Below are 24,464 nucleotides of genomic sequence, written 5' to 3'. Positions count from 1 at the left end.
CCAACGCTAGCTCGCCAAAGTCGCCTTTGAGCGTCTTGCCGCTATGGCCGTTGCGGGCATTTCCTTCTGCATTGGTCACCGCTGCGCTTTTGTCATGACCCAGATGTTCGGTCATTTCAGCTTCCAGGGCACGTTCGACCAGCATCTTGGTGAGCTGCTTGAGCAGACCATTTTCGCCGATCAGATCTTCAGGCTTTCGGTAATTGGCCAACAGACTGTCGGTCAGCTTCACCAGCTCAGGATCGGGTTTGACTCGTTTAGTGCGCTTGGGCTCGGTCATTGAGACTCCTTGGGAAAGGCAGTGTGCACCTAATGACCGTTTACACAAACTTCAGAACACCCTCCAGGTCGCAGGCGATGTACTGCTCCAGGTCGCCGTGATAATGCTCGCCGCTGCCTTGCAGCGCCCGGCGCAAGGCAAGTAGGTCCTCATCGGTGCGCCGCAGCGCCGCCAGGCCAATGGCCTCCACCTCCAGGATATGCCGGGTTTCCCGGGCCTGTTCCAGCGAACAACGGGATAGCACCTTGAGTGTATCCAGCGGATCAACCACCGCCCGCACGTAGCTGCCATCGCCCTGGCGGATCTCGATCAACCCGGAAAACGCCAGCACCCGCATGGCTTCACGCACGGTGTTGCGGCTGATACCCAGCTCCGCCACCAACTCCGGCTCGGTGGGCAAGCGCTGGCCGACGCCCCACACACCATCGCTGATACGCCGACGCAATTGTTCCAAGGCCTGGTCGACCAGGGAGCGTTTCATCAATGGAGAAATAGCTGACATAGAATTCGCCCTTTCATCCAATCATAGGATGAATTTTCTGACATGTTAGTCAGCTTCGCGTAGGACGGCAACCGCCTAGGGTCAACGGGAGGTAAAGAAACGAGATTTTCGATTAGTCAAAATTACCCTTTTAGGGTAATTTTAAGGACAAGGCACGCCGTTCTATGGAAAAGAACACACCCCACTACGCCTTGGCGGCGATACAGGCAGATGTCAGGCGACTTAAAGGGAAAGCGTTCACCAGCACGGCGAAGAACACTGCTCGGACGCTCGGTTTAAACGTCTCGGACATGCAGCAGGTCATCCACGGGCTGGAGCGAAAACAGTTCTACAAATCGATGACCACCTATGACGATTATCGAGTCTGGCATGACGTCTACCACGCCAATGCACACGGTCTGCAGATTTACCTGAAGGTGACGTACCGCCCCAGCGGAGGCCCACCGGTAATTTCCTTCAAGGAGAGAAACTCATGAAACACCAGCAATGCTTCAGCTGTGGCGCCCCGGAAGGCATGTTGCATTTCGAAGGTCGCGGCGAAACCATGAGCGTCAAGGGACTGGAACGCCGGGTCGATGACTTGTCTGGCTGGGAATGTCAGATGTGCGGCGAAGTCGAGCTCGATTCAAGCTGCTCGGATCGCTACGACCATGCAGGTGATGAGCTGGTCAACGCGGCCAGGCGAATGATCGGCGAAGAGATCAAACGTGTCCGGCGCAAACTGCATCTATCGCAAAAGGAAGCGGTACTGCTGCTATCGGGCGGTGGACACAATGCGTTTTCCCGCTACGAGCGCGGCGAGGTAGTGCCACCCAAGGCGTTGATCTTGCTGATGCGCCTGCTTGATCGTTATCCGCATTTGCTTGCCGATGTCCATGCCTTCGCTGAAGACGCAGACTTGCGGCAATTCAAAACGACGGTGCACAAGGAACACGAGACCCTCACGGCTTGCTGAGCGGCCCATTAAAAACAAACCCGGACAAGTCCGGGTTTATTTCACTGCCTAAGACCGGATCAATGCAGGATCTGGCTCAGGAACAGCTTGGTGCGGTCGTTCTGCGGGTTATCGAAGAAGTCGTTCGGCGCGGCCTGTTCGACGATTTCACCCTTGTCCATGAAGATCACACGGTTGGCCACGGTGCGGGCAAAGCCCATTTCGTGGGTCACGCAGAGCATGGTCATGCCGTCTTCAGCCAAGCCGATCATGGTGTCGAGTACTTCCTTCACCATTTCCGGGTCGAGAGCCGAGGTTGGCTCGTCGAACAGCATGATTTTCGGCTTCATGCACAAGGCACGAGCGATGGCCACGCGCTGTTGCTGACCGCCGGAGAGCTGGCCCGGATACTTGTTCGCCTGCTCTGGAATGCGTACGCGCTCCAGGTAGTGCATGGCGATTTCCTCAGCCTTGCGCTTGGGCATCTTGCGTACCCACATCGGCGCCAGGGTGCAGTTCTGCAGGATGGTCAGGTGCGGGAACAGGTTGAAGTGCTGGAACACCATGCCGACTTCACGGCGGATCGCTTCGATCTGCTTGAGGTCGTTGGTCAGTTCCACGCCGTCGACCACGATGCGACCCTGCTGGTGCTCTTCCAGGCGGTTGAGGCAGCGGATGGTGGTGGACTTGCCGGAGCCCGACGGGCCGCACAGCACGATACGCTCGCCCTGCTTGACGTTCAGGTTGATGTCTTTCAACACATGGAACTGGCCGTACCACTTATTGACGCCCTGCATCTGAATAATGCCTTCAGGGCTCACAGGCTGTTTGATCGCTTCACTCATAAACTACGCTCCTAACGCTTGTGGCCAGTGTCCAGCTTGCGTTCCAAATGCATGGAATAGCGGGACATACCAAAACAGAAAATCCAGAACACCAGGGCGGCGAACACATAGCCTTCAGTGGCCATGCCCAGCCATTTCGGGTCGGCGGCAGCTTGTTTCACGCTGTTGAGCAGGTCGAACAGGCCGATGATGATCACCAGGCTCGTGTCCTTGAACAACGCAATGAAGGTGTTGACGATACCCGGGATCACCAGCTTCAGGGCTTGCGGCAGAATTACCAGGCCCATGCTGCGCCAGTAACCCAGGCCCATCGCTGCGGCCGCCTCGTATTGCCCCTTGGGAATGGCTTGCAGGCCACCACGCACCACTTCGGCAATGTAGGCCGACTGGAACAGGATCACCCCGATCAGCGCCCGCAGCAGCTTGTCGAAGTTCATGCCTTCAGGCAGGAACAGCGGCAGCATCACCGAGGACATGAACAGCACGGTGATCAACGGCACGCCGCGCCAGAACTCGATGAAAGTCACGCAGACCACGCGAATCGCCGGCATGTTCGAACGTCGCCCCAGCGCCAGGACGATGCCCAGTGGCAAGGCGCCGACAATACCGACGGTAGCGATCACCAGGGTCAGCATCAGGCCACCCCATTGGCTGGTCGCCACGGCGTCCAGGCCGAACACGCCGCCGTGCAGCAGGCACCAGGCGATGATCGGATACAGCACCAGGAAACTCAGGCCGTAGATTGCCTTGCGCGGGAAGCGCGAGATGAACAGCGGCGCCACACCGATCACTGCCAGCCACACGGTCAGGTCGACGCGCCAGCGCAGATCCGTCGGGTAATAGCCGTACATGAACTGACCGAAACGCTGCTGGATGAACACCCAGCAGGCGCCTTCCTTGGTGCAGTCGGCGCGGGTGGTACCGACCCAGTTGGCATCGAGGATCGCCCAGTGCAACAGCGGTGGAACGATCAGGTAGATCAGGTAGAACGCGAACAGGGTCAGCAGCGTGTTGATCCAGCTGGAGAACATGTTGGCGCGCATCCACGCCACCACGCCGATGCTGCTGCCCGGCGGGGGCATGTCTGGTTTGAAAGTATGAGTCGTCATGCGCGTTTCCTCACCGCTCGATCAGCGCAATGCGCTTGTTGTACCAGTTCATCAGCAACGAAATGCTGATACTGATCGCCAGGTACACACTCATGGTGATCGCAATCACCTCGATGGCCTGGCCCGTCTGGTTCAACACTGTGCCGGCAAACAGCGAAACCATTTCCGGGTAGCCGATACCGGCCGCCAGGGAGGAGTTTTTCGCCAGGTTCAGGTATTGGCTGGTCAACGGTGGAATGATCACACGCAGGGCCTGCGGGATGATCACTTTGCGCAGGGTCGGACCGTTGCGCAGTCCCAGGGAACGGGCGGCTTCGGTCTGGCCGTGGCTGACCGACTTGATGCCCGAGCGCACGATCTCGGCGATGAACGCCGCGGTGTACACGGTCAAGGCCAGGGTCAAGGCCAGCAGTTCCGGGATCAGCACCCAGCCACCGACGAAGTTGAAGCCCTTGAGCTCCGGCATTTCCCAATGCACCGGCGCACCAAAAAGCAGCGCGCTCAACGCAGGGATCACCAGGAACAACGCCAGGCCGACCCAGAACTTATGAAACGGCTCGCCTGTCGCTTCGAAACGCTTGTTGGCCCAGCGCGCCATCAGCACGATGGCGACGATCGCCAGCACTACGCTGATCACGAATGGCCAGAACCCTTCGGCCACCAGCGCGGCAGGCATGTTCAGACCCCGGCTACTGACAAAGAAGGTGTCGCCGAAGTTATGGGCGGCCCGCGGTCCTGGCATGCTCAGGAATACCGCGAAGTACCAGAACAGGATTTGCAGCAGTGGCGGGATATTACGGAAAACCTCGACATAAACGGTTGCCAGCTTGGAAATGATCCAGTTCTGCGACAGCCGTGCCACGCCGATGATGAACCCCAGGATGGTTGCCAGGATCACGCCGATGAACGTGACCAGCAGCGTATTGAGCAACCCGATGAGAAAGACCCGGGCATAGCTGTCCGCTTCGGTGTAGTCGATCAGGTGTTGGGCGATGCCGAAACCGGCACTGCGCTCCAGGAAGCCGAAACCGGAGGTGATGCCGCGGTGCTGAAGGTTGGTTTGTGTGTTATCGAACAGAAACCAGCCCAGCGCGATAACCGCCACGACAGTGACGATTTGAAATACCCACGCACGCACTCGTGGATCGCTGAGGCTGAGCCTCTGCTTAGGTGCGCCGATTGAATTTTGCATGAAGTGCCCCGCAAAGAATGGAACAGAACATCACCCGGTGGTTGGCCCACCGGGTGATAGAACCATCAGCGCACTGGTGGTGCGTATTGAATGCCGCCAGCGTTCCACAGAGCGTTCAAGCCGCGATCGATTTCCAGCGGAGTGCCCTTGCCGAGGTTGCGCTCGAACATTTCACCGTAGTTGCCGACCTGCTTGACGATCTGCACAACCCAGTCTTTCGGCAGTTTCAGGTCTTTGCCGTATTCACCGTCAGCGCCCAGCATACGAGCGACATCAGGGTTCTTGGTGGACTTGGCTTCGGCCTCGACGTTCTTCGAGGTCACACCCGCTTCTTCAGCGTTGAGCAAGGCGTAGCCAGTCCAACGGACAATGGCCAGCCACTCGTCGTCGCCGTTACGCACGACTGGGCCCAGGGGCTCCTTGGAAATGGTTTCCGGCAGAACCACGTAGTCCTTTGGCGAAGCCAGCTTGCTGCGCTGGGCGAACAGCTGGGATTTGTCCGAGGTCAGCACGTCGCAACGACCGGATTCCAGCGACTTGGCGCTTTCATCGGAGGTGTCGAAAGTGATCGGGGTGTACTTCAGGCCGTTGGCGCGGAAGTAGTCGGAAACGTTCAGCTCGGTGGTGGTACCGGCCTGGATGCAGATGGTTGCACCGTCCAGTTCCTTGGCGCTCTTGACGCCCAGCTTGTTGTTCGCCAGGAAGCCGATGCCGTCGTAGTAGGTGATGAAGCCTGGGAATTTCAAGCCCATGCCCGCGTCACGGGAGCTGGTCATGGTGGAGTTGCGCGAGAGCATGTCGATTTCGCCCGATTGCAGCGCGGTGAAGCGCTCCTTGGCGTTCAACTGGCTGAACTTGACCTTGGTCGCATCGCCAAATACAGCAGCGGCCACGGCGCGGCAGAAGTCAGCGTCGATACCGACGATCTTGCCGGTCGAATCAGGCACCGAGAAACCCGGCAGGCCATCACTCACACCACATTGCACAAAACCTTTTTTCTGCACGGCATCCAGAGTTGCACCCGCCTGAGCGAACCCGCTGACACCAAGGACTGCTGCTGCAGTCATGACGGCCAGGGTGGATTTCAGTAACTTCATTCAAACCTCCAGTTTTGCTCTTGTTGTGTCGGAGCTCGAGCCCTGTCGCACCCTTTTGGGGCATTGCCGACCCTTGTTGGCTTTTTTTAGGGTCAACCGACGTCTGGACCTTCGCTATGAGTCTAATAATGAGGATGTCCGTAAACAGTGGTCATGCCCATCTCTCACCAATCGGCCGAACGGGCTGTAGCCCTTCACGTTCGCGAAGCCCGTAGCGGCTGCTGGCGAACATTCATCACCGGATTTCTGATATCCCATGCGTAGCGGTGAACTGATAGTGTTACCGCACAGCGTAAGAATCATCACTCGGGTACACCCATAGCAAAGCCCGTACCAGACCGCTGCGCTTAGCCCTTGTAAAACACGTCAAGACAAAAACTTTCAACTTTGCGACATCTAATTAACTGAGACACCGGACACGCACTGTAATCACGCACTAATTGAGCGCGCCCGCACAGATTTGGAGCACAACCATGACCGACCCCCTGATTCTCGAGCCCAGCAGCACTGCCGACGCGTGCGTTATCTGGCTTCACGGCCTGGGCGCCGATCGTTTTGATTTCCTGCCAGTCGCCGAAATGTTGCAGCAAAGTTTGCTCACCACACGTTTCGTTCTGCCCCAGGCACCGACCCAGCCAGTAACGATCAACGGCGGCTATGAGATGCCCAGTTGGTACGACATTCGGGCCCTGAGCCCCGCGCGGGCCATTGATGAACAGCAGCTCGAAGCTTCGGCACAACGGGTCATCGACCTGATCGAAACCCAGCGAGCCAGCGGAATAGACGCCTCGCGGATTTTCCTGGCGGGTTTCTCCCAAGGCGGCGCGGTGGTCTATCACACGGCGTTCGTAAAATGGCAGGGCCCGCTCGGCGGCGTAGTCGCGCTGTCTACTTATGCCCCGACTTTCAGCGATGAGCTGCAATTGTCGGCCAGCCAGCAACGCATTCCGGTCCTGGCACTGCACGGGCAGTACGACGAAGTGGTACTCAACCCCATGGGGCGAACCGCGAAAGAGTATTTAAAGCAGCATGGTGTCACCGTGACATGGCAAGAATACCCAATGGGCCACGAAGTGTTACCCGAGGAGATTCGCGACATCGGTACCTGGCTGGCCGAGCGGTTGCGCTAAGAGGCCAATCGCCACGCCGGTCCTTTGACGATCACACTACGCCGCGCCCGTTTCTTGCATTACACTGGCCGGCGTACATTCCTTAACCAATCGATGAGATGACCGTGCTCAAAGCACTCAAGAAGATGTTCGGTAAAAGCGAGGCCGAGCAACTCGCGCCTGGCTCCACTGCGCCGACCCACGGCCCGAGCCGTACCGATGCGCAACAACCGCACCGCACCGCACCTGTTGCAGGCGTGACAAAAGAGCCGATGACACCGCCAACCGCACAGCCTGTCACCGCCCCGGCAGCGGAAAAACCACGCAACGAAGCCCCCAAGCCACGCCGCGAACGCGCACCGAAACCGCCGGTCGTCGCCTGGAAGCTCGAGGACTTCGTCGTAGAACCCCAGGAAGGCAAGACCCGCTTCCACGATTTCAAGCTCGCCCCGGAACTGATGCATGCCATCCAGGACCTGGGTTTCCCGTATTGCACGCCGATCCAGGCGCAAGTGCTCGGTTACACCCTCGCGGGCAAAGACGCCATCGGTCGCGCCCAGACCGGCACCGGCAAGACGGCCGCGTTCCTGATTTCCATCATCACCCAGTTGCTCCAGACCCCACCGCCCAAGGAACGCTACATGGGCGAACCGCGGGCACTGATCATCGCGCCGACCCGCGAGCTGGTGGTGCAGATCGCCAAGGACGCCGCCGACCTGACCAAGTACACCGGCCTGAACGTCATGACGTTCGTGGGCGGCATGGATTTCGACAAGCAGCTCAAGCACCTCGAAGCCCGTCACTGCGACATCCTGGTCGCCACGCCGGGCCGCCTGCTGGACTTCAACCAGCGCGGCGACGTGCACCTGGACATGGTCGAAGTGATGGTGCTGGACGAAGCCGACCGCATGCTCGACATGGGCTTCATCCCGCAAGTGCGGCAGATCATTCGCCAGACGCCACCGAAAAGCGAACGCCAGACCCTGCTGTTCTCCGCCACTTTCACCGAGGACGTGATGAACCTGGCCAAGCAGTGGACCACCGACCCTGCCATCGTCGAGATCGAAGCCGAAAACGTCGCCAGCGAAAACGTCGAACAACATATCTACGCAGTCGCCGGGGCCGACAAGTACAAGCTGCTCTACAACCTGGTCAACGACAACGGTTGGGAACGAGTGATGGTATTCGCCAACCGCAAGGACGAAGTGCGGCGCATCGAAGAACGCCTGGTGCGCGATGGCGTCAACGCGGCCCAGCTCTCGGGCGACGTGCCCCAGCACAAGCGCATCAAGACCCTCGAAGGCTTCCGAGAAGGCAAGATCCGCGTATTGGTCGCCACTGACGTGGCCGGTCGCGGCATCCACATCGACGGCATCAGCCACGTGATCAACTTCACCCTGCCGGAAGTGCCGGACGACTACGTGCACCGCATCGGCCGTACCGGTCGTGCCGGGGCCGCCGGGGTTTCGATCAGCTTCGCTGGCGAAGATGACTCCTACCAGTTGCCGTCGATCGAAGCGTTGCTGGGCCGCAAGATCAGTTGCGAAATGCCCCCGACCCACCTGTTACGTCCGGTCGAGCGCAAGCGTCCTTAGCATCGAGATGGACGCAGAGCGTAGGAACGATCAGCGCAGCCAAGACAGGCTGCGCTTTTTTTTTGCCTCGGGATATTGCTCAAGTAAACTAAAAGTCCATAATGGACAAAATAGTTTACTCGAGCATCCGGAGCCCCCATGCCCAGCACGCCCTATGTGATGACCAAAGCCCAGGCACGAGAACTGCTCGGGCAAATCGACGTGCCACACATCCTGCGCAAGCTGTTCCGCGATCTTGCCGCCGGACAGGCGGTGCAGCCACCCCAGCAACTGGTGGTGTTTCCCCAGGGCGCCGGGGACTTCATCAACTACCTGGGGGTGCTGGCTGAAGACCAGGTCTACGGGATCAAGACCTCGCCCTACATCGTGCGCGAGCAAGGCCCGCTGGTGACTGCCTGGACCTTGTTGATGTCGATGCAGACCGGCCAGCCGCTACTGCTGTGCGATGCCGCCGAGTTGACCACCGCTCGCACCGCTGCCACCACGGCTGTTGCCATCAATGCCCTCGCCCCGCACACCGCCCGGCGCCTGGTGGTCATTGGCAGCGGCCCCGTGGCGCGGGCACACGTGCAATACGTCAAGGGCCTGCGGGACTGGCAAGCGATCAGCCTCTATTCGCCAGGCCTGAAGACCAAGTCGGCACAAGAACTTGCCTCCATCACCGACCTGGACCCTCGCCTGCACATCGCTGACAGCCTTGAGGCAGCGCTGCACGACGCCGACGTGGTGATGCTCTGCACCTCGTCCGCCAAAGCGGTACTCGACCCGCAGACCCTGGGCAAACCGGCGCTGATCACCTCGATCAGCACCAACGCTCCGCGCGCCCATGAAGTCCCCCCTCAAAGCCTCAACGACATGGACGTGTTCTGCGACTATCGTCAGACCACCCCAGGCTCGGCCGGTGAAATGCTGATCGCCGGTGAACAGCATGGCTGGCAGGCGGCGAGGATCGTCGGCGATTTGCCCGAATTGCTCAGCGAACACGCGGCGCGTCCCGACTACAAACGCCACGTGTTCTTCCGCTCCATCGGCCTGGGGCTGGAGGATGTTGCGCTGGCGAATGCCCTTTACCGATTGCACCACCACTGACACAACTCGATTCCCACAGGTTCCGCGAACGCCCGGCAATGTGCTCCACAGGAGAGCTTCATGACCTCAGCAGACTTCATCATCATCGGCGGCGGCATTGCCGGTGCATCCACCGGTTACTGGCTCGCCCCCCACGGTCGTGTAATTGTGCTCGAGCGCGAATCCCATCCGGCCTATCACTCCACCGGCCGCTCGGCGGCGCTGTACACCGCCGCCTACGGCACCCCTCAGGTGCGAGCGCTGACCCAGGCCAGCCGGGATTTTTTCGACGCCCCGCCGGCCGGTTTCTGCGAACACCCCTTGCTGACCCCACGGGGCGAAATGACCGTGGACTTCACCGGTGACCCGGCCGAGTTGAACAACCAGTACCTCAGTGCCAAGGCCACGGTGCCGCAGATGCAATTGCTCAGCGCCGACGAGGCCTGTGCAAGGCTGCCGTTCCTGCGGCGGGACAAGGTCCACGGAGCGATCTACGACCCCACGGCCTGCGACATCGACACCGATGCGCTGCACCAGGGCTACTTGCGCGGTATTCGTCGCAATGGCGGTGAAGTGCACACCGACAGCGAAGTGCAGCAATTGAGCCGCGATGATCAGGGGCTGTGGCAAGTGAAAACCGCCAACCAGACCTTCACAGCCCCGGTCCTGATCAATGCCGCCGGCGCATGGGCCGATCACATTGCCCAGATGTCCGGCGCCCGGAAGCTGGGGTTGCAGCCCAAGCGGCGTGCAGCATTCATTTTTGCCGGGCCCGAGGGTGTGGACATCCACGACTGGCCGATGCTGGTGAGCCTGGACGAATCCTTCTATATGAAACCCGACGCCGGCATGTTCCTCGGCTCGCCGGCCAACGCCGACCCGGTGGAACCTCACGACGTACAGCCGGAAGAACTGGACATCGCCATGGGCATCTACCAGATCGAAGAAGCCACCACCCTGACTATCCGCCGCCCGACCCGCACCTGGGCCGGCTTGCGCAGTTTCGTACACGATGGGGACCTGCTGTCCGGCTTCGATCCACAGGTGCCCGGACTGTACTGGGTCGCGGCCCAGGGTGGCTACGGCATCCAGACGTCGCCGGCCATGGGCCAGGCCAGCGCGGCGCTGGTGCGTGGCGAACCGCTGCCCGAGGCCCTGGCCCGTTTCGGCCTGAGCATCGCCATGCTGTCACCCGAACGACTGGGCTGAGCCACCTTGAGGTGACGCATCGCCGCGATTGCGGCACACTCCCCCGCGCCCCTGTTTCACGGGGCGCTGACGCTGCCTGGAGCCCTGTCATGACTGCCTCGCCACCCGATCCGGCGCTGGAAAACTTCCGCACCATCGCCGACGCTATCGCCACACTGTTCTACCCCCACGCCGAAGTGGTGCTGCACGACCTGCGCACCCAAAAAGTCGATTACATCGCCAATAACCTGTCCAAGCGTGAAATTGGCGATGACTCGTCCCTGGAAGACATGCTCAGCGAGGATGTCAGCGAACGTAATATCGGGCCCTACGAGAAGCTGAACTGGGACGGACAGAAGATTCGCAGCCTCAGCAGCGTACTGCGTGACGCCGACGGACATCCGCTGGCGGTGCTGTGCATCAACCTGAATATTTCGCTGTTCGAGAACGCCAAGGCCGCGCTGGATCTGTTCCTGTCGCCAAGCAAGTTGATCCCCCAGCCGGACTCACTGTTTCGCGATGACTGGCAGGAGCGGATCAACACCTTCCTGCATGCCTGGATGCGCGAGCGTCAATTGAGCTTGAACCTGCTGACCCGCGACCACAAACGCGAGCTGGTGCTGGCGCTGCATGCCGAAGGCGCGTTCAAGGGCAAGAGCGCGTCTAACTACGTGGCCAATGTGCTGAACATGGGGCGGGCGACGGTGTACAAGCATTTGAAGGAGTTGAAGGGCTGAAATCTGCGTTGCCAGGACTGCCGCCATCGCGAGCAAGCTCCCACACTGGATCTTTGTACCCAGGTACCCTGTGGGAGCGAGCTTGCTCGCGATGGCGGTCAATCAGTCGCCGTAGATATCCGACTTGAAATACTTGCCCTGGATCTTCTGATACTCCCCATTGGCGCGAATCCCATCGATGGCCTTGTTCAAATCCGCTACCAGTTGGGTGTTGCCCTTGCGCACCGCGATACCGGCGCCTTCGCCGACGTATTTCGGGTCCTTGAGCTCGGGGCCGACAAAGGCGTAGCCCTTGCCACGGGGCATCGACAGGAAGTCTTCCAGGGGGATGGTGTCGGCAAAAATCGCGTCGAGACGACCGGACGCCAGGTCCATGTAGATTTCTTCATTGTTGCTATAGCGCTTGACACTCACACCCTTGGGCTCGAGGACTTCAGTGGCGTAGCGGTCAGTGGTGGTGGCCCGCTGCACACCGACGGTCTTGCCCTTGAGGCTGGCGTACTGGTCATCGACCACCGCCCCTTCCTTCATGACCAGGCGCGACGAGGTGAAGTAGTACTTGTGGGTGAAATCCACCGACTTCTTGCGCTCTTCGGTGATGGTCATGGACGACAGCGCCAGGTCGATCTTCTTCACCTTGAGCGCCGGAATCAGCCCGTCGAACTCACCTTCGATCCACTCGCACTTGACCTGCATCTGCGCACATAGGGCATTGCCGATGTCGTAGTCGAACCCCTCGATCTTTCCTTCCGAGGTCTTGGAAGCAAACGGCGGGTACGCCGCCTCGATGCCGATGCGCAAGGTTTTCTCAGCGGCGAACAGGCTGCTGGAGGCCAACAGGCTCAAGGCCAGGCCGGTGATGAGGGGGAGTTTCTTCATGATCGATCTCTCGCGGGTTGTTGTTGGTTTGGCAGAGAAAGGTGGGGCGATGACTTTTATGTACTTATAAATCCATACTGGACTTTTATGTACAAAGCGTCAATTGGGGAAACAGGGGAAAGTGATGGGAGGCTGCCGGCCTCATCGCGAGCAAGCTCGCGCCCACAAAGGACCTGTGTACAACGAAGATCCAGTGTTGGAGCGAGCTTGCTCGCGATGGCGGGCTCGTGGCTTGCGAAAAAAGACGGGGGGTTTACTGCTTCCAGCGATCCGCTGCCGCATGATCACTGTTCCGCCCTTCAACCCAGCGCGGGCCGTCGACAGTGTTTTCCTTCTTCCAGAACGGCGCTCGGGTCTTGAGGTAGTCCATGACAAAGGCGCAGGCGTCGAATGCCGCCTGGCGATGGGCACTGGCGGCCCCGACGAAGACGATCGGCTCGCCCGGTTCCAGGGCGCCGATACGGTGCAGCACCTCCAGCTTGAGCAACGGCCAGCGCTGCTCGGCCTCGCTGGCGATCTTGCCCAGGGCTTTTTCGGTCATGCCTGGATAATGCTCCAGGAACATCCCGGACACATCGAGGCCGTCATTGAAGTCGCGCACGTAGCCGACAAAACTCACCACCGCCCCCACGCCGACATTGGCCGCGTGCATCGCGTTGACTTCGCCCCCTGCGTCGAACGGTGCGACCTGCACACGAATCGCCATGGTTCAGCCTCCGGTCACGGTGGGGAAAAACGCCACTTCGTCGCCGTCCGCCAGCGGTTCGTCGAGCTGGCACAGGTCTTCATTGCGCGCGCACATCAGGTTTTGTTCCTTCAGCACCTCGGCCCCGTCACGCTGGGCAAGCAGCACGCGCACATCGTCGACCGTGGCGAAATCGCCTTCCACCTTTACCGAGTCCACACCCAGCGCTTCACGGTAACGGGCAAAGAACTTCACGTTGATTTTCATGACGCATCCGCCTGGAAATGGCCGCTCTTGCCGCCGAGTTTTTCCAGCACCCGCACGCCTTCGATGGTCATGCCACGGTCGACGGCCTTGCACATGTCGTAGATGGTCAGTGCAGCGACGCTGGCGGCGGTGAGGGCCTCCATTTCCACGCCGGTCTGCCCCGACAGTTTGCAACGGGCGACGATGCGTACCCGGTCCTCGCCTTCGGCATTGAGCTCGACCTTGACGCTGGTGAGCAACAGCGGGTGGCAGAGCGGAATCAGGTCACTGGTTTTCTTGGCCGCCTGGATGCCGGCAATGCGTGCGACGGCGAACACATCGCCCTTGGGGTGACCGCCGCTGACGATCATCTGCAGCGTGTCGGGCAACATGCGCACAAAGGCTTCGGCCGTGGCTTCACGGAATGTCACGGCCTTGTCGGTCACGTCGACCATGTTGGCGCGACCTTGGGAATCGAGATGAGTCAGCACAGGGTTACTCCTGATCGGGAGCCTCGATTGTAAACCCGTGGGTCAGATTCCGGCAGGGTTGATTGTCGCACCCCACCTGGGTCTTGGATTCGAAAGTCAGCGCTCCCACAGTTTTTTTGTACAACATAAAAAACCGGGCGGCTAGAAGGCCGCCCGGTTGGGTTGGGGTTACAGGTGGGATTCGGCGTATTCGGCCAGGATCGAGCGCGGTACGCCCTGCAGGGTGATGTGGACCCCGTTGGGGAAGTCCTTGAAGCGTTCCGTCAGGTAAGTCAGCCCGGAGCTGGTCGCGGACAGATAAGGGGTATCGATCTGCGCCAGGTTACCCAGGCACACCACTTTGGAACCGGCACCGGCACGGGTGATGATGGTTTTCATCTGGTGCGGGGTCAGGTTCTGGCATTCGTCGATCAGGATCAGGCTCTGCTGGAAGCTGCGGCCTCGAATGTAGTTGAGGGATTTGAACTGCAACGGCACTTTGCTGAGGATGTAGTCGACGCTGCCATGGGTGCTTTCGTCATCCATGTGCAAGGCTTCGAGGTTGTCGGTGATGGCGCCGAGCCAAGGTTCCATTTTTTCCGCTTCGGTACCGGGCAGGAAGCCGATTTCCTGGTCCAGGCCCTGCACGCTGCGGGTGGCGATGATGCGCCGGTAGCGTTTGCTGACCATGGTCTGCTCGATGGCAGCGGCCAGGGCCAGGATGGTCTTGCCGGAACCGGCGGCGCCGGACAGGTTGACCAGGTGGATATCCGGGTCGAGCAAGGCGAACAGCGCCAGGCTCTGGTAGATGTCACGGGGCTTGAGGCCCCAGGCTTCCTGATGCAGCAAAGGCTCCTGGTGCAGGTCGAGGATCAGCAGCTTGTCGACCTGGATTTCCTTGATCCAGCCGACGAAGCCTTGTTCGTCGATGATGAACTCGTTGATGTGCACGGCCGGCAGGTTGTCGATCAGTTGCACCTGGTGCCAGGTGCGGCCGTGGTCCTGGCGGGTCTCGACCTTGCTCACACGGTCCCAGAAAGAGCCGGTCATGGTGTGGTAGCCATTGGGCAACAGCGAGACGTCGTCGACCAGCTGGTCGGTGCTGTAGTCCTCCGCCGCAATCCCGCAGGCGCGGGCCTTGAGGCGCATGTTGATGTCTTTGGTCACCAGCACCACGGCCTGGTCCTTGGTGTGCGCGTGCAGGTCGATCAACTGGTTGATGATGATGTTGTCGTTCAGGTGTTCAGGCAGCACCAGGTTGGGTTCGGTGCGCTTGCTCATCAGGATCGAAAGCAGGCCCTTGGGACCACTTTTACCACGCTGGATCGGCACGCCGAGTTCAACGTCCTCCGGAGAGGCGTCACCCAGGGTCTTGTCGATCAGGCGGATCGCCTGCCGGCATTCGGCCGCAACGCTGTGGTGTCCGCTCTTGAGTTTGTCCAACTCCTCAAGCACGGTCATCGGGATGGCAACGTGGTGTTCTTCGAAGTTCAGCAGGGCGTTTGGATCGTGGATCAATACGTTGGTATCGAGTACATAGAGGATTGGCTGGTTGGAGGAAGGGCTACGTCCGTGGTCATCCATACTCGGTCACCTATGTGGGGGCCATTCGACGCAATACCGTGACAGTGCTGCGCCTCGAGGTAGCCACCGAATTCACCCGCGACGATTCAGGTGAACTGCACACAATCTGGGTCTTGGAAGACGCCACCTGTGTTGCAGGTTTCGGCGGTCTGTCTTCTTGATACTCCAAAAACCATGACAGGAAAAAGCACTTTGACGCTTTTTTGAAGTTTATTTTTCAGAGTGACGAATAACCCTTGGCGTACCGCCATTGCGCCGTTAAAGTCGGAAGTCCGGTTGTCATGAATGTGCGCCGGTTTTTCCTCTTTCCCCAATGTTTCCGGGCCTTTTCAGGTTTCAGCGAAACGCTTCCTGGCAGTCCGCCCAACCGATCCCGCTTTGCGCCGTCTGCGTCATCAACCAGGGCATCGCCGTTTTCACCCCATCCTGCTTGGCATTGAAATTGATCACCCCGTGGCGCCACAGCAGCATCAGGGTCAGCACACGCTGGGCGCTTTGCTCAGGCTTGAGTCGATTGTTGCTGTCCTGGGGATCGATGTCCCACAGCGCCACTTGCAAGCCCTGCTGCTCAAAGAACGCTTGCGCATCGCCACGACGCTGGCCCTGGGGCGGACGAAACAGCGGCACGTAATTTTCGGGCAGCTTGCCCTTGACCAGCTCGACACTGCGCCGGACCGAGTCTTGCCAGTCCTGCCAATAACTGTGGGAGCGGAACTCCCAGCCCTGCACGCCCACGCATTGTCTCGAATACAACGCTTGGAGATTATTGACCGAGCCCTCTTGCAACCGCGCCTGGATGTCCTTGCCCAGCACGAAGAAGGTGCCATTGATGTTCGCCTTGCGCAGGTATTCGGTTAGCCACGCAGTGTTGTCCGGCACCACGTTGGCGGCGCTGTCGAAGGTCAGCAGGAACAGGCGGTCGTTCATGTCTTCGCCGTTGCGTTCGTACTCGCCGAAACGTTCGATTTCGCTGCTGGTTTGCGGAAAAAGCGCGGCTTTACGCAGTAGTTCGTCACGATACTGGGTATGAAAGATCTGGCTAGGCGCGGCCCACTTGATGTAGTAGGAATTGTCATCCAGATGAAACCTGCGCGCTTCTTCGCGCAGGGTCGCCATGTCCTCGACCAGGTAACAGAAGGAAGCGTCCTGATCGCAACTGCGTTGGGCAAAGTTGTAGCTGGCCAACAACCGCTGCCACAGCCGGGCGCGAAGCGCATCGATCGCAACCATGTTGACCGAGCGCAGCCCCAAGTACTGCTTGAGTGCGATCTCGTCCATGGCATCGACGTCCAGCAGGACCCGGGCGAACATCAGGATCTCGGCCCGCGAGGCCACGTCGAACAGCGTCGGGCTGGTGAGTTGTTCCGGCCAGGTGCTGCGGTCCAGGGTCGCGACATCATTGGGCGCGGCAATGGCACCCAGGCTCAACAGCCAGGCCGATAACACAAGAGCGATACGCAAAAGGGATGTCTCCATAACGAAACCCGCGCGGCATCATAGCCGATCTGTGGCGAGGGGATTTATCCCCGCTGGGCGGCGCAGCAGCCCCAACAAGAGTGGAATCAACCTGATCAATGAAGTTGCCGTTTTTAGGGCTGCTGGGCCGCCTAGCGGGGATAAATCCCCTCGCCACAATGAGCACGCCACAAAATTCGGCACTTCACCACCGATCACCTATTGCCTCGATAGCTGGAGTCCACCCGGACAACCCCCTAGAATCGCCGCACCCTCAAGGAGACGATTTCATGCTGATGGTGATTTCCCCCGCCAAGACCCTCGATTACGAAACACCGCCGGCCACCGAGCGTTTTACCCAGCCGCAGTACCTGGACCATTCCCAGGAACTGATCGAGCAACTGCGCGAACTCTCCCCGGCACAGATCAGCGAGCTGATGCATGTCTCCGACAAGATCGGCGGCCTCAATGCCGCGCGATTCGGCAGTTGGACACCGGCATTCACTCCGGCCAATGCCAAGCAGGCGCTGCTGGCCTTCAAGGGCGACGTGTATACGGGCCTCGATGCGCAAAGCTTTGGCGACGCCGACTTCGACTACGCCCAGCAACACCTGCGCATGCTCTCTGGCCTCTATGGCCTGCTGCGGCCACTGGACCTGATGCAACCCTATCGCCTGGAAATGGGCACGAAGCTGGCCAATGCCCGGGGCAAGGACCTTTATGCTTTCTGGGGCACACGCATCAGCGAATGGCTGAACGAAGCCCTCGCCGACCAGGGCGACGACGTTCTGCTGAACCTGGCTTCCAATGAATACTTCTCGGCGGTCAAGCGCAGCGCACTGAAAGCGCGCGTCATCGATACCGAATTCCGCGACCTGAAAAATGGCCAGTACAAAATCATCAGCTTCTACGCCAAGAAAGCCCGGGGCCTGATGAGTCGCTTCGTGATTCAGGAACGGATCAACGACCCTGCGGCCCTCAGCCAGTTCGATGTACAGGGCTACCGCTTCAACGCCCAACAGTCGAGCCGGGACAAACTGGTTTTCCTGCGCGATCACGCCCCCGAATAAGGCATAACGCTATACCGCCCCCTGATCGGGGGCTTCGATCATCTGCCTATTTGTCATCTTAGTTCCTCGCCCACTTCGCCAGTTTCATGGCGCCAATAAATCACCCCACTCCTGCGCTAACTTTTCTTTCACTCGACACTCGTCAGTTTTTTGCGTAGTGGCACCAATTTTTTTCATCGGTAGTGGCACAAAACTATCTACCCCTCCTAACTCCCCATTAATAAAGGGCAAAACGGCAAGTGCCATCATATTGAGGCCAGTGCCATCTTCGATAATATTTCGAAAAATTTCGAAAATCGCGATGAGCGGATCGGAACTATGTCAAATTGCATGGCTCATACCATCCGTAACGATTCTCGGCGAGCGTGTACGAGATAACTTACAAAGGACGTCGAACGGATTAACCAAGTTGTCACGACAACTTAGTGAAACGGTCGTCTAATTGGATCCACCCTTAGAAGGACGGGAGATAAAGCACCATTACTATCCCCTACAAGGCCAAGGCTGCGCCCCTATAACGTGCTCACCCGAGCACACAAACTTTTGATTTTGTGGGCTTTTTGCCAGGGATCGGAAGTGAAGGACCTTTGCACGAGCGTTCCCGATAACGAGGACTGGCTGCATAACAGGGCAGGTCATAACAACTAGGCCACATTGCGCACAACTTGAGTGCATTTATTTAGACACTCGGAACTTAGTATGCCTGCACACGGCATTGTGGCGCCTGCATTCCACACTTCCGAGTGCACTATGACCGCTGAACACTATTAACTCCGGCCATTTAATGGCGTGAAAAACAGAGGGAAATGCGATGCGCATTAGCATATTTGGTTTGGGTTACGTCGGTGCAGTATGTGCCGGTTGCCTGTCTGCACGGGGCCATGATGTAGTTGGCGTGGATGTCGCCAAAGACAAAATCGACATGATCAACGCCGGTAAATCGCCGATCGTTGAACCTGGTCTTGGTGAGCTATTGGCGCAAGGCATTCAAACTGGTCGACTACGCGGCACGACCAACTTCGCCGAAGCGATTCGCGATACTGACCTGTCGATGATCTGCGTCGGTACACCGAGCAAAAAGAACGGCGACCTGGAACTGAACTACATCGAAGCGGTGTGCCGCGAGATTGGTTTTGTCCTGCGTGACAAGACCACCCGCCACACTATCGTAGTTCGCAGCACCGTATTGCCGGGCACAGTGGCAAACGTTGTGATCCCAATCCTGGAAGACTGCTCCGGCAAGAAAGCCGGCGTCGATTTCGGTGTCGCGGTCAACCCTGAATTCCTGCGTGAAAGCACCGCGATCAAGGACTACGACCAGCCGCCGATGACCGTTATCGGTGAGTTCGACACCGCCTCCGGTGACGTTCTGCAGTCGCTGTACGAAGAGCTCGATGCGCCGATCATCCGCAAGGACATCGCCGTCGCCGAGATGATCAAGTACACCTGCAACGTGTGGCACGCCACCAAGGTGACCTTCGCCAACGAGATCGGCAACATCGCCAAGGCCGTCGGCGTCGATGGCCGTGAAGTGATGGATGTGGTCTGCCAGGACAAGACCCTGAACCTGTCCCAGTACTACATGCGCCCAGGCTTCGCCTTCGGCGGCTCCTGCCTGCCCAAGGACGTTCGCGCCCTGACCTACCGTGCCGGTTCCCTGGACGTGGAAGCGCCGCTGCTCAACTCGCTGATGCGCAGCAACGAATCCCAGGTGCAGAACGCCTTCGACATCGTTTCCAGCCACGACAAGCGCAAAGTCGCCCTGCTGGGCCTGAGCTTCAAGGCCGGTACCGACGACCTGCGAGAAAGCCCACTGGTAGAACTGGCGGAAATGCTGATCGGCAAGGGCTTCGACCTGAAGATCTACGACAGCAACGTCGAATACGCCCGCGTCCACGGTGCGAACAAGGATTACATCGAGTCGAAGATCCCTCACGTCTCGTCCTTGCTCAACTCCGACTTCGACTCGGTGATCGACAGCTCCGACATCATCATCCTGGGCAACCGCGACGAGAAGTTCCGCGCGCTGACCGAGAACGTACCGGAAGGCAAGCAGGTCATCGACCTGGTCGGCTTCATGTCCAAGGCCACCAACCCGAGTGGCCGGACCGAAGGCATCTGCTGGTAAGTCTGTTTGCCGGCCGGGGCATGCTCCGGCCGGCCTTTCGCCTGCCTTAACCCATCGGGCCGCCCACAAGGCCCGCCCGAGATAGAGACGGATGCAGATTATGCACAGGCTAAAGCACGGCCTGCTTCAGGCCGCCGGTTGGCTGTTTTACTTGAGTTTATTGATGGGCATCGCCATGGCGCTGCCCACGTCCACGTTCGACTCCGAATCCAAGGACTTCATCTTCCTGATCGGCGCCGTGGGCATCTGGCGTTACTCCATGGGAGCAACGCATTTCGTGCGCGGCATGATCTTCCTGTACATCGTCTACCCGCACCTGCGCCGCAAGGTACGCAAGCTGGGCAAGGCGGCGGATCCGTCCCATGTGTACCTGATGGTCACCAGCTTCCGGATCGATGCGCTGACCACCGCCCAGGTGTACGGCTCGGTGATTCGCGAGGCCATCGAATGCGGGCTGCCCACCACCGTGGTCTGCTCCATCGTGGAAATGTCCGACGAACTGCTGGTCAAGAGCCTCTGGGCCCGCATGAACCCGCCAGCGCGGGTCAAGCTGGACTTCGTGCGTATCCCTGGCACCGGCAAGCGCGACGGCCTGGCCTACGGTTTCCGCGCCATCTCCCGCCACTTGCCGGATGACCGCGCCGTCGTAGCGGTGATCGATGGCGACACCGTGCTCGCCGAAGGCGTCGTGCGCAAGACCGTGCCGTGGTTCCAGCTGTTCGGCAACGTCGGCGGCCTGACCACCAACGAGTTCTGCGAAGTGCGCGGCGGCTACATCATGAGCGAATGGCACAAGCTGCGTTTCGCCCAGCGGCACATCAACATGTGTTCCATGGCCTTGTCCAAGCGCGTGCTGACCATGACCGGCCGCATGTCGGTGTTCCGCGCCACCGTGGTCACCAACCCGGACTTCATCGCCGACGTGGAAAGCGACTCGCTGCAACACTGGCGCCTGGGTCGCTTCAAGTTCCTGACCGGCGATGACAAGTCGAGCTGGTTCAGCCTGATGCGCCTGGGCTACGACACGTTCTATGTGCCCGATGCGGCGATCAACACCGTTGAACACCCGCCGGAGAAGAGCTTCATCAAGGCCAGCCGCAAATTGATGTTCCGCTGGTACGGCAACAACCTGCGGCAGAACTCCCGGGCACTGGGCCTGGGTCTGCGCCGTCTGGGCCTGTTCACCTCGGTGGTGCTGCTCGACCAGCGTGTGTCGATGTGGACGTCGCTGCTGGGCCTGACCGTGGCACTGATCGCCAGCTTCAAGTACGGCACCGCGTTCATCCTGGTGTACCTGCTGTGGATCGGCATCACCCGGTTGCTGCTGACCCTGTTGCTGTCGTGCTCCGGACACAAGATCGGCCCTGCCTACCCGGCGATTCTTTATTACAACCAGATCGTCGGTGCCCTGGTGAAGATCTATGTGTTCTTCCGCCTCGACCAGCAATCCTGGACCCGCCAGCCCACCTCACTGACCCGTGATCTCGCCAGCTTTCAACGTTGGTTCAACACTTGGTCGTCTCGGACCATGACCTTCTCCGCCGGCAGCATCTTTGTCGCCGTGCTGCTGACGATGGTCTGACCGGACTTGAATGAATTAACTAGGAAATCGCCCCTATGAACACCGCCGTGAATGTCAACGTAGTGCATGAATCCGAAGCCCAGCGCCAACACGCCCGGGTCAAAATCCCGGCCAAGCTGCGCTTCTTCGGCCCTGACCGTACGCCGATGGAAGTCAAGGTCCTGGACTTGTCCGCCGGCGGCCTGAGCTTCAACGCCGGCCAGATGCCCCTCAAGACCGGGGAGTCCTACAAAGGTCGCCTGCAGTTCGTCATCGACAACCTTGGCCTGGCCATGGACGTGGAGTTGCAGATCCGTTCCTACGACCGCCAGACCGGCCGCACCGGTTGCCAGTTCCAGAACCTGGAGCCGCGGGACATCTCGACACTGCGTCACATCATCACCTCGCACCTGGCCGGCGACATCGTCGGTGTCGGTGACGTGCTGGCGACCCTGCAGCGCGACAACTTCACCAAGGCCCGCAAGCAGAAAGACGAAAACGGCGGCATGAGTGCCATGGGTCGCCTACGCGCCGTGACCTTCAGCCTGGGGGTCTTCGCCGTTGGCCTGGCGGCGTTCGGTTTCATCTTCAAGTCGGTGTACGGCATGTACTTTGTCAGCCACGCCCAGGCCGGCCTGGTGAACGTGCCGGGCATGGCCATTACCATGCCGCGCGACGGCACCGTGCAGAGCCTGGTCAAGGCCGACGGCGTGGCTGCCAAAGGCGCCCCGCTGGCGACCTTCAGCACCAGCATGCTCGACGTGCTCAAAGGTCACCTGGACGACAACCAGTTGCAGCCGGCCAAGGTCGAGGAGCTGTTCGGCAAGCAAATGACTGGCACCCTGACGTCGCCGTGCGACTGCATCGTGTCCCAGCAACTGGTCGCCAACGGCCAGTACGCCAGCAAGGGTGACGTGATCTTCCAACTGGTCCCACGGGGCACCGAAGCCAACGTCGAAGCCCGTTTCTCCTATCGCCAGTTCGGCGACGTGCGCCCAGGTACGCCAGTCAACTTCCAGGTCGCCGGCGAAGACACCACCCGTACCGGCAAGATCGTCAGCAGCACCAGCCTGAAAAGTGCCGACCTGTCCTCCGATATCCGTGTGCTGATCCAACCTGACGAACCCCTGGACAGCTCGCTGGCCGGCCGGCCGGTAGAAGTCACCAGCGACCGTGGTCCGAACCTGAACTGGCTGATCGACAAAGCCATGGCCGTCGGTATTTAAGTCGAGGATATGCCCGTGACCATTATAAAAATCCTGAACACCCCACAGGCTCTGTGGGAGCGAGCTTGCTCGCGAAAGGATCAACGCGGTCAGGATGCTATGCCGCAAACTCGTTCCCACATGGGAACACTGTGTGCCCTGGCACTGGCCGTCAGCCTGGCCGGTTGTGCCGGCCTGCCCGACCAGCGCCTGGCCAACGAAGCCCTCAAGCGCGGCGACACGGCGCTGGCGCAGCAGAACTATCAGCAACTGGCAGACCTGGGCTACAGCGAGGCCCAAGTGGGCCTGGCCGACATCCAGGTGGACAGTCGCGACCCCGAGCAGATGAGAAAAGCCGAGGCGACTTACCGCGCCGCCGCCGATATCTCGCCACGGGCCCAGGCTCGCCTGGGTCGCCTGCTGGTGGCCAAGCCCGGTTCCACTGAAGCGGAAAAACACGAAGCCGAAGGCCTGTTGAAGAAAGCCTTCGCCAACGGGGAAGGCAACACCCTGATCCCGCTGGCGATGCTGTACCTGCAATATCCCCACAGCTTCCCGAACGTCAACGCCCAGCAGCAGATCAGCCAATGGCGCAGCGCCGGTTACCCGGAAGCGGGCCTGGCGCAGATTCTGCTCTACCGCACCCAGGGCACCTACGACCAGCACCTGGATGAAGTCGAGAAGGTCTGCAAGGCCGCGCTGGCGACCACGGACATCTGCTACGTCGAACTTGCCACGGTCTATCAGAAACGCGGCCAGCCGGAACAGCAGGCCGCATTGCTCAAGCAGATGCAGGACGGTCACGCCCGTGGCGTCGTCTCCGCCCAGCGCGTGGACAGCGTCGCCCGTGTCCTGGCCGACGCCAGCCTGGGCAAGACCGATGAAAAGACCGCCCAGTCGTTGCTCGAAGGCATCGCTCCAGGCTACCCCGCTGCCTGGGTCAGCCTGGCGCAACTGCTCTACGACTTCCCGGAACTGGGTGACGTCGACAAGATGATGCAGTACCTGGAAAACGGCCGCGCCGCCGACCAGCCGCGCGCCGAGCTGTTGCTGGGCAAGCTGTATTACGAAGGCAAGTGGGTCCCCGCCGATGCCAAGGTCGCCGAGGCGCATTTCCAGAAAGCCGTTGGCCGCGAAGTGGCCGCCGACTACTACCTCGGCCAGATCTATCGCCGCGGTTATCTGGGCCAGGTGTACTCGCAAAAAGCCCTGGACCACCTGCTCAAGGCCGCCCGCAACGGCCAGAACAGCGCCGACTTCGCCATTGCCCAGCTGTTCTCCCAGGGCAAGGGCACCAAGCCCAACCCGGTCAACGCGTATGTGTTCAGCCAGTTGGCCAAGGCGCAGAACACCCCGCAAGCCATCGAGCTTGCCCAAACCCTCGAAGCACAATTACCGCCGCAGCAACTTGCACAAGCCCAACGCCTGCTACAACAAGAGCAGGCCATTCGTGGTGCGATGAGCCCCGATACGCTGGAACTGCAAGCCCTAAAAGAAGATGACGGCGAGGAACCTCTATGAAGCT

24 protein-coding genes and 1 pseudogene are annotated in these 24,464 nt (G+C 59.8%); 12 read left to right on the top strand and 13 right to left on the bottom strand.

The features are described from left to right. Both BT116_RS27215 and BT116_RS27210 read right to left on the bottom strand, forming a co-directional pair. The coding region (locus BT116_RS27215) for a transposase (RefSeq protein WP_175557961.1) at positions 1-280 on the bottom strand (280 nt) is incomplete at its 3' end. Between the two features lie 64 nt (positions 281-344). Beyond that, positions 345-782: pseudogene (locus tag BT116_RS27210) on the bottom strand (FadR/GntR family transcriptional regulator); the annotation flags it as partial. A 164-nt stretch (positions 783-946) separates the two neighbouring features. On the opposite strand from BT116_RS27210, the gene BT116_RS27205 reads away from it, so the two are divergent. Together BT116_RS27205 and BT116_RS27200 are read left to right on the top strand one after the other, a co-directional pair. Then, positions 947-1,258, top strand: coding sequence for a type II toxin-antitoxin system MqsR family toxin (locus BT116_RS27205; RefSeq protein WP_072348614.1), 312 nt, complete (start codon positions 947-949; stop codon positions 1,256-1,258). Next, complete coding sequence (locus BT116_RS27200; RefSeq protein ID WP_003178333.1) at positions 1,255-1,737, top strand: type II toxin-antitoxin system MqsA family antitoxin; 483 nt, start codon at positions 1,255-1,257, stop codon at positions 1,735-1,737. The genes BT116_RS27205 and BT116_RS27200 overlap by 4 nt, the downstream gene beginning before the upstream one ends. 59 nt (positions 1,738-1,796) lie before the next feature. Here BT116_RS27200 and BT116_RS27195 read toward each other — a convergent pair whose 3' ends face one another. The 4 genes from BT116_RS27195 to BT116_RS27180 form a co-directional block, all read right to left on the bottom strand. Beyond that, the gene (locus BT116_RS27195) at positions 1,797-2,561 is read right to left on the bottom strand and encodes an amino acid ABC transporter ATP-binding protein (protein ID WP_003205299.1); all 765 of its coding nucleotides are present in this window, start codon (positions 2,559-2,561) and stop codon (positions 1,797-1,799) included. 11 nt (positions 2,562-2,572) lie between these two features. Then, on the bottom strand, positions 2,573-3,670 hold the full coding sequence (locus tag BT116_RS27190; protein ID WP_003205300.1) for an amino acid ABC transporter permease: 1,098 nt from the start codon (positions 3,668-3,670) through the stop codon (positions 2,573-2,575). Between the two features lie 10 nt (positions 3,671-3,680). Continuing rightward, positions 3,681-4,862, bottom strand: coding sequence for an amino acid ABC transporter permease (locus tag BT116_RS27185; RefSeq protein ID WP_072348612.1), 1,182 nt, complete (start codon positions 4,860-4,862; stop codon positions 3,681-3,683). Between the two features lie 65 nt (positions 4,863-4,927). Next, positions 4,928-5,959 carry an amino acid ABC transporter substrate-binding protein gene (locus tag BT116_RS27180; protein ID WP_003205302.1) on the bottom strand — a complete coding sequence of 344 codons (1,032 nt, stop codon included), beginning with the start codon at positions 5,957-5,959 and terminating at the stop codon, positions 4,928-4,930. Between the two features lie 473 nt (positions 5,960-6,432). On the opposite strand from BT116_RS27180, the gene BT116_RS27175 reads away from it, so the two are divergent. From BT116_RS27175 to BT116_RS27155, 5 genes are all read left to right on the top strand, one after another. Continuing rightward, positions 6,433-7,089, top strand: a complete 657-nt coding sequence (locus BT116_RS27175) for an alpha/beta hydrolase (RefSeq protein WP_063324517.1) — start codon at positions 6,433-6,435, stop codon at positions 7,087-7,089. Positions 7,090-7,187: 98 nt separating this feature from the next. Further along, the gene (gene rhlB, locus BT116_RS27170; protein WP_063324516.1) at positions 7,188-8,663 is read left to right on the top strand and encodes an ATP-dependent RNA helicase RhlB; all 1,476 of its coding nucleotides are present in this window, start codon (positions 7,188-7,190) and stop codon (positions 8,661-8,663) included. 138 nt (positions 8,664-8,801) lie between these two features. Continuing rightward, positions 8,802-9,752, top strand: a complete 951-nt coding sequence (locus BT116_RS27165) for an ornithine cyclodeaminase family protein (protein WP_072348610.1) — start codon at positions 8,802-8,804, stop codon at positions 9,750-9,752. Between the two features lie 60 nt (positions 9,753-9,812). Further along, positions 9,813-10,940: an NAD(P)/FAD-dependent oxidoreductase gene (locus BT116_RS27160; protein WP_072348608.1), complete on the top strand. Its 1,128-nt coding sequence runs from the start codon at positions 9,813-9,815 to the stop codon at positions 10,938-10,940. An 89-nt stretch (positions 10,941-11,029) separates the two neighbouring features. Further along, positions 11,030-11,656, top strand: a complete 627-nt coding sequence (locus BT116_RS27155; RefSeq protein ID WP_003205307.1) for a helix-turn-helix transcriptional regulator — start codon at positions 11,030-11,032, stop codon at positions 11,654-11,656. A gap of 102 nt (positions 11,657-11,758) precedes the next feature. On the opposite strand, the gene BT116_RS27150 is transcribed toward BT116_RS27155, so the two are convergent. The 6 genes from BT116_RS27150 to BT116_RS27125 form a co-directional block, all read right to left on the bottom strand. Beyond that, positions 11,759-12,535 carry an ABC transporter substrate-binding protein gene (locus BT116_RS27150; RefSeq protein ID WP_072348607.1) on the bottom strand — a complete coding sequence of 259 codons (777 nt, stop codon included), beginning with the start codon at positions 12,533-12,535 and terminating at the stop codon, positions 11,759-11,761. Positions 12,536-12,788: 253 nt separating this feature from the next. Continuing rightward, positions 12,789-13,241 carry a molybdopterin synthase catalytic subunit MoaE gene (moaE, locus tag BT116_RS27145; RefSeq protein WP_072348605.1) on the bottom strand — a complete coding sequence of 151 codons (453 nt, stop codon included), beginning with the start codon at positions 13,239-13,241 and terminating at the stop codon, positions 12,789-12,791. Positions 13,242-13,244: 3 nt separating this feature from the next. After that, positions 13,245-13,487 carry a molybdopterin converting factor subunit 1 gene (gene moaD / locus BT116_RS27140; RefSeq protein WP_053189805.1) on the bottom strand — a complete coding sequence of 81 codons (243 nt, stop codon included), beginning with the start codon at positions 13,485-13,487 and terminating at the stop codon, positions 13,245-13,247. Further along, on the bottom strand, positions 13,484-13,957 hold the full coding sequence (gene moaC / locus BT116_RS27135; RefSeq protein WP_003205311.1) for a cyclic pyranopterin monophosphate synthase MoaC: 474 nt from the start codon (positions 13,955-13,957) through the stop codon (positions 13,484-13,486). The genes moaD and moaC overlap by 4 nt, the downstream gene beginning before the upstream one ends. 168 nt (positions 13,958-14,125) lie before the next feature. After that, positions 14,126-15,520, bottom strand: a complete 1,395-nt coding sequence (locus BT116_RS27130) for a PhoH family protein (RefSeq protein WP_072348603.1) — start codon at positions 15,518-15,520, stop codon at positions 14,126-14,128. Between the two features lie 336 nt (positions 15,521-15,856). Then, positions 15,857-16,981 carry a polysaccharide deacetylase family protein gene (locus tag BT116_RS27125; protein ID WP_072348601.1) on the bottom strand — a complete coding sequence of 375 codons (1,125 nt, stop codon included), beginning with the start codon at positions 16,979-16,981 and terminating at the stop codon, positions 15,857-15,859. Between the two features lie 284 nt (positions 16,982-17,265). On the opposite strand from BT116_RS27125, the gene yaaA reads away from it, so the two are divergent. Further along, positions 17,266-18,045 (top strand): peroxide stress protein YaaA, encoded by a 780-nt coding sequence (gene yaaA, locus BT116_RS27120; RefSeq protein WP_014340035.1) that lies wholly within the window; start codon positions 17,266-17,268, stop codon positions 18,043-18,045. Between the two features lie 84 nt (positions 18,046-18,129). Here yaaA and BT116_RS31135 read toward each other — a convergent pair whose 3' ends face one another. Next, positions 18,130-18,294 carry a hypothetical protein gene (locus BT116_RS31135; protein ID WP_170846000.1) on the bottom strand — a complete coding sequence of 55 codons (165 nt, stop codon included), beginning with the start codon at positions 18,292-18,294 and terminating at the stop codon, positions 18,130-18,132. 562 nt (positions 18,295-18,856) lie between these two features. Here BT116_RS31135 and BT116_RS27115 point away from each other — a divergent pair. The 4 genes from BT116_RS27115 (at position 18,857) to algK (ending at position 24,460) form a co-directional block, all read left to right on the top strand. After that, positions 18,857-20,173: a nucleotide sugar dehydrogenase gene (locus BT116_RS27115; protein ID WP_063324509.1), complete on the top strand. Its 1,317-nt coding sequence runs from the start codon at positions 18,857-18,859 to the stop codon at positions 20,171-20,173. Positions 20,174-20,273: 100 nt separating this feature from the next. After that, positions 20,274-21,755, top strand: a complete 1,482-nt coding sequence (alg8, locus tag BT116_RS27110; protein WP_371856190.1) for a mannuronan synthase — start codon at positions 20,274-20,276, stop codon at positions 21,753-21,755. 35 nt (positions 21,756-21,790) lie between these two features. After that, entirely contained in the window at positions 21,791-22,960 is a 1,170-nt protein-coding gene (locus BT116_RS27105; RefSeq protein WP_063324507.1) for an alginate biosynthesis protein Alg44, read from the top strand. A 15-nt stretch (positions 22,961-22,975) separates the two neighbouring features. Further along, complete coding sequence (gene algK, locus BT116_RS27100; RefSeq protein ID WP_072348618.1) at positions 22,976-24,460, top strand: alginate biosynthesis TPR repeat lipoprotein AlgK; 1,485 nt, start codon at positions 22,976-22,978, stop codon at positions 24,458-24,460. Positions 24,461-24,464 lie beyond the last annotated feature (4 nt).

The organism is Pseudomonas sp. NFACC16-2 (assembly GCF_900119205.1).
In the GTDB taxonomy this organism is placed as follows: domain Bacteria; phylum Pseudomonadota; class Gammaproteobacteria; order Pseudomonadales; family Pseudomonadaceae; genus Aquipseudomonas; species Aquipseudomonas fluorescens_Q.
The sequence above is the reverse complement of the archived record's forward strand: the minus strand, read 5'-3'. Positions and strand labels throughout refer to the sequence as shown.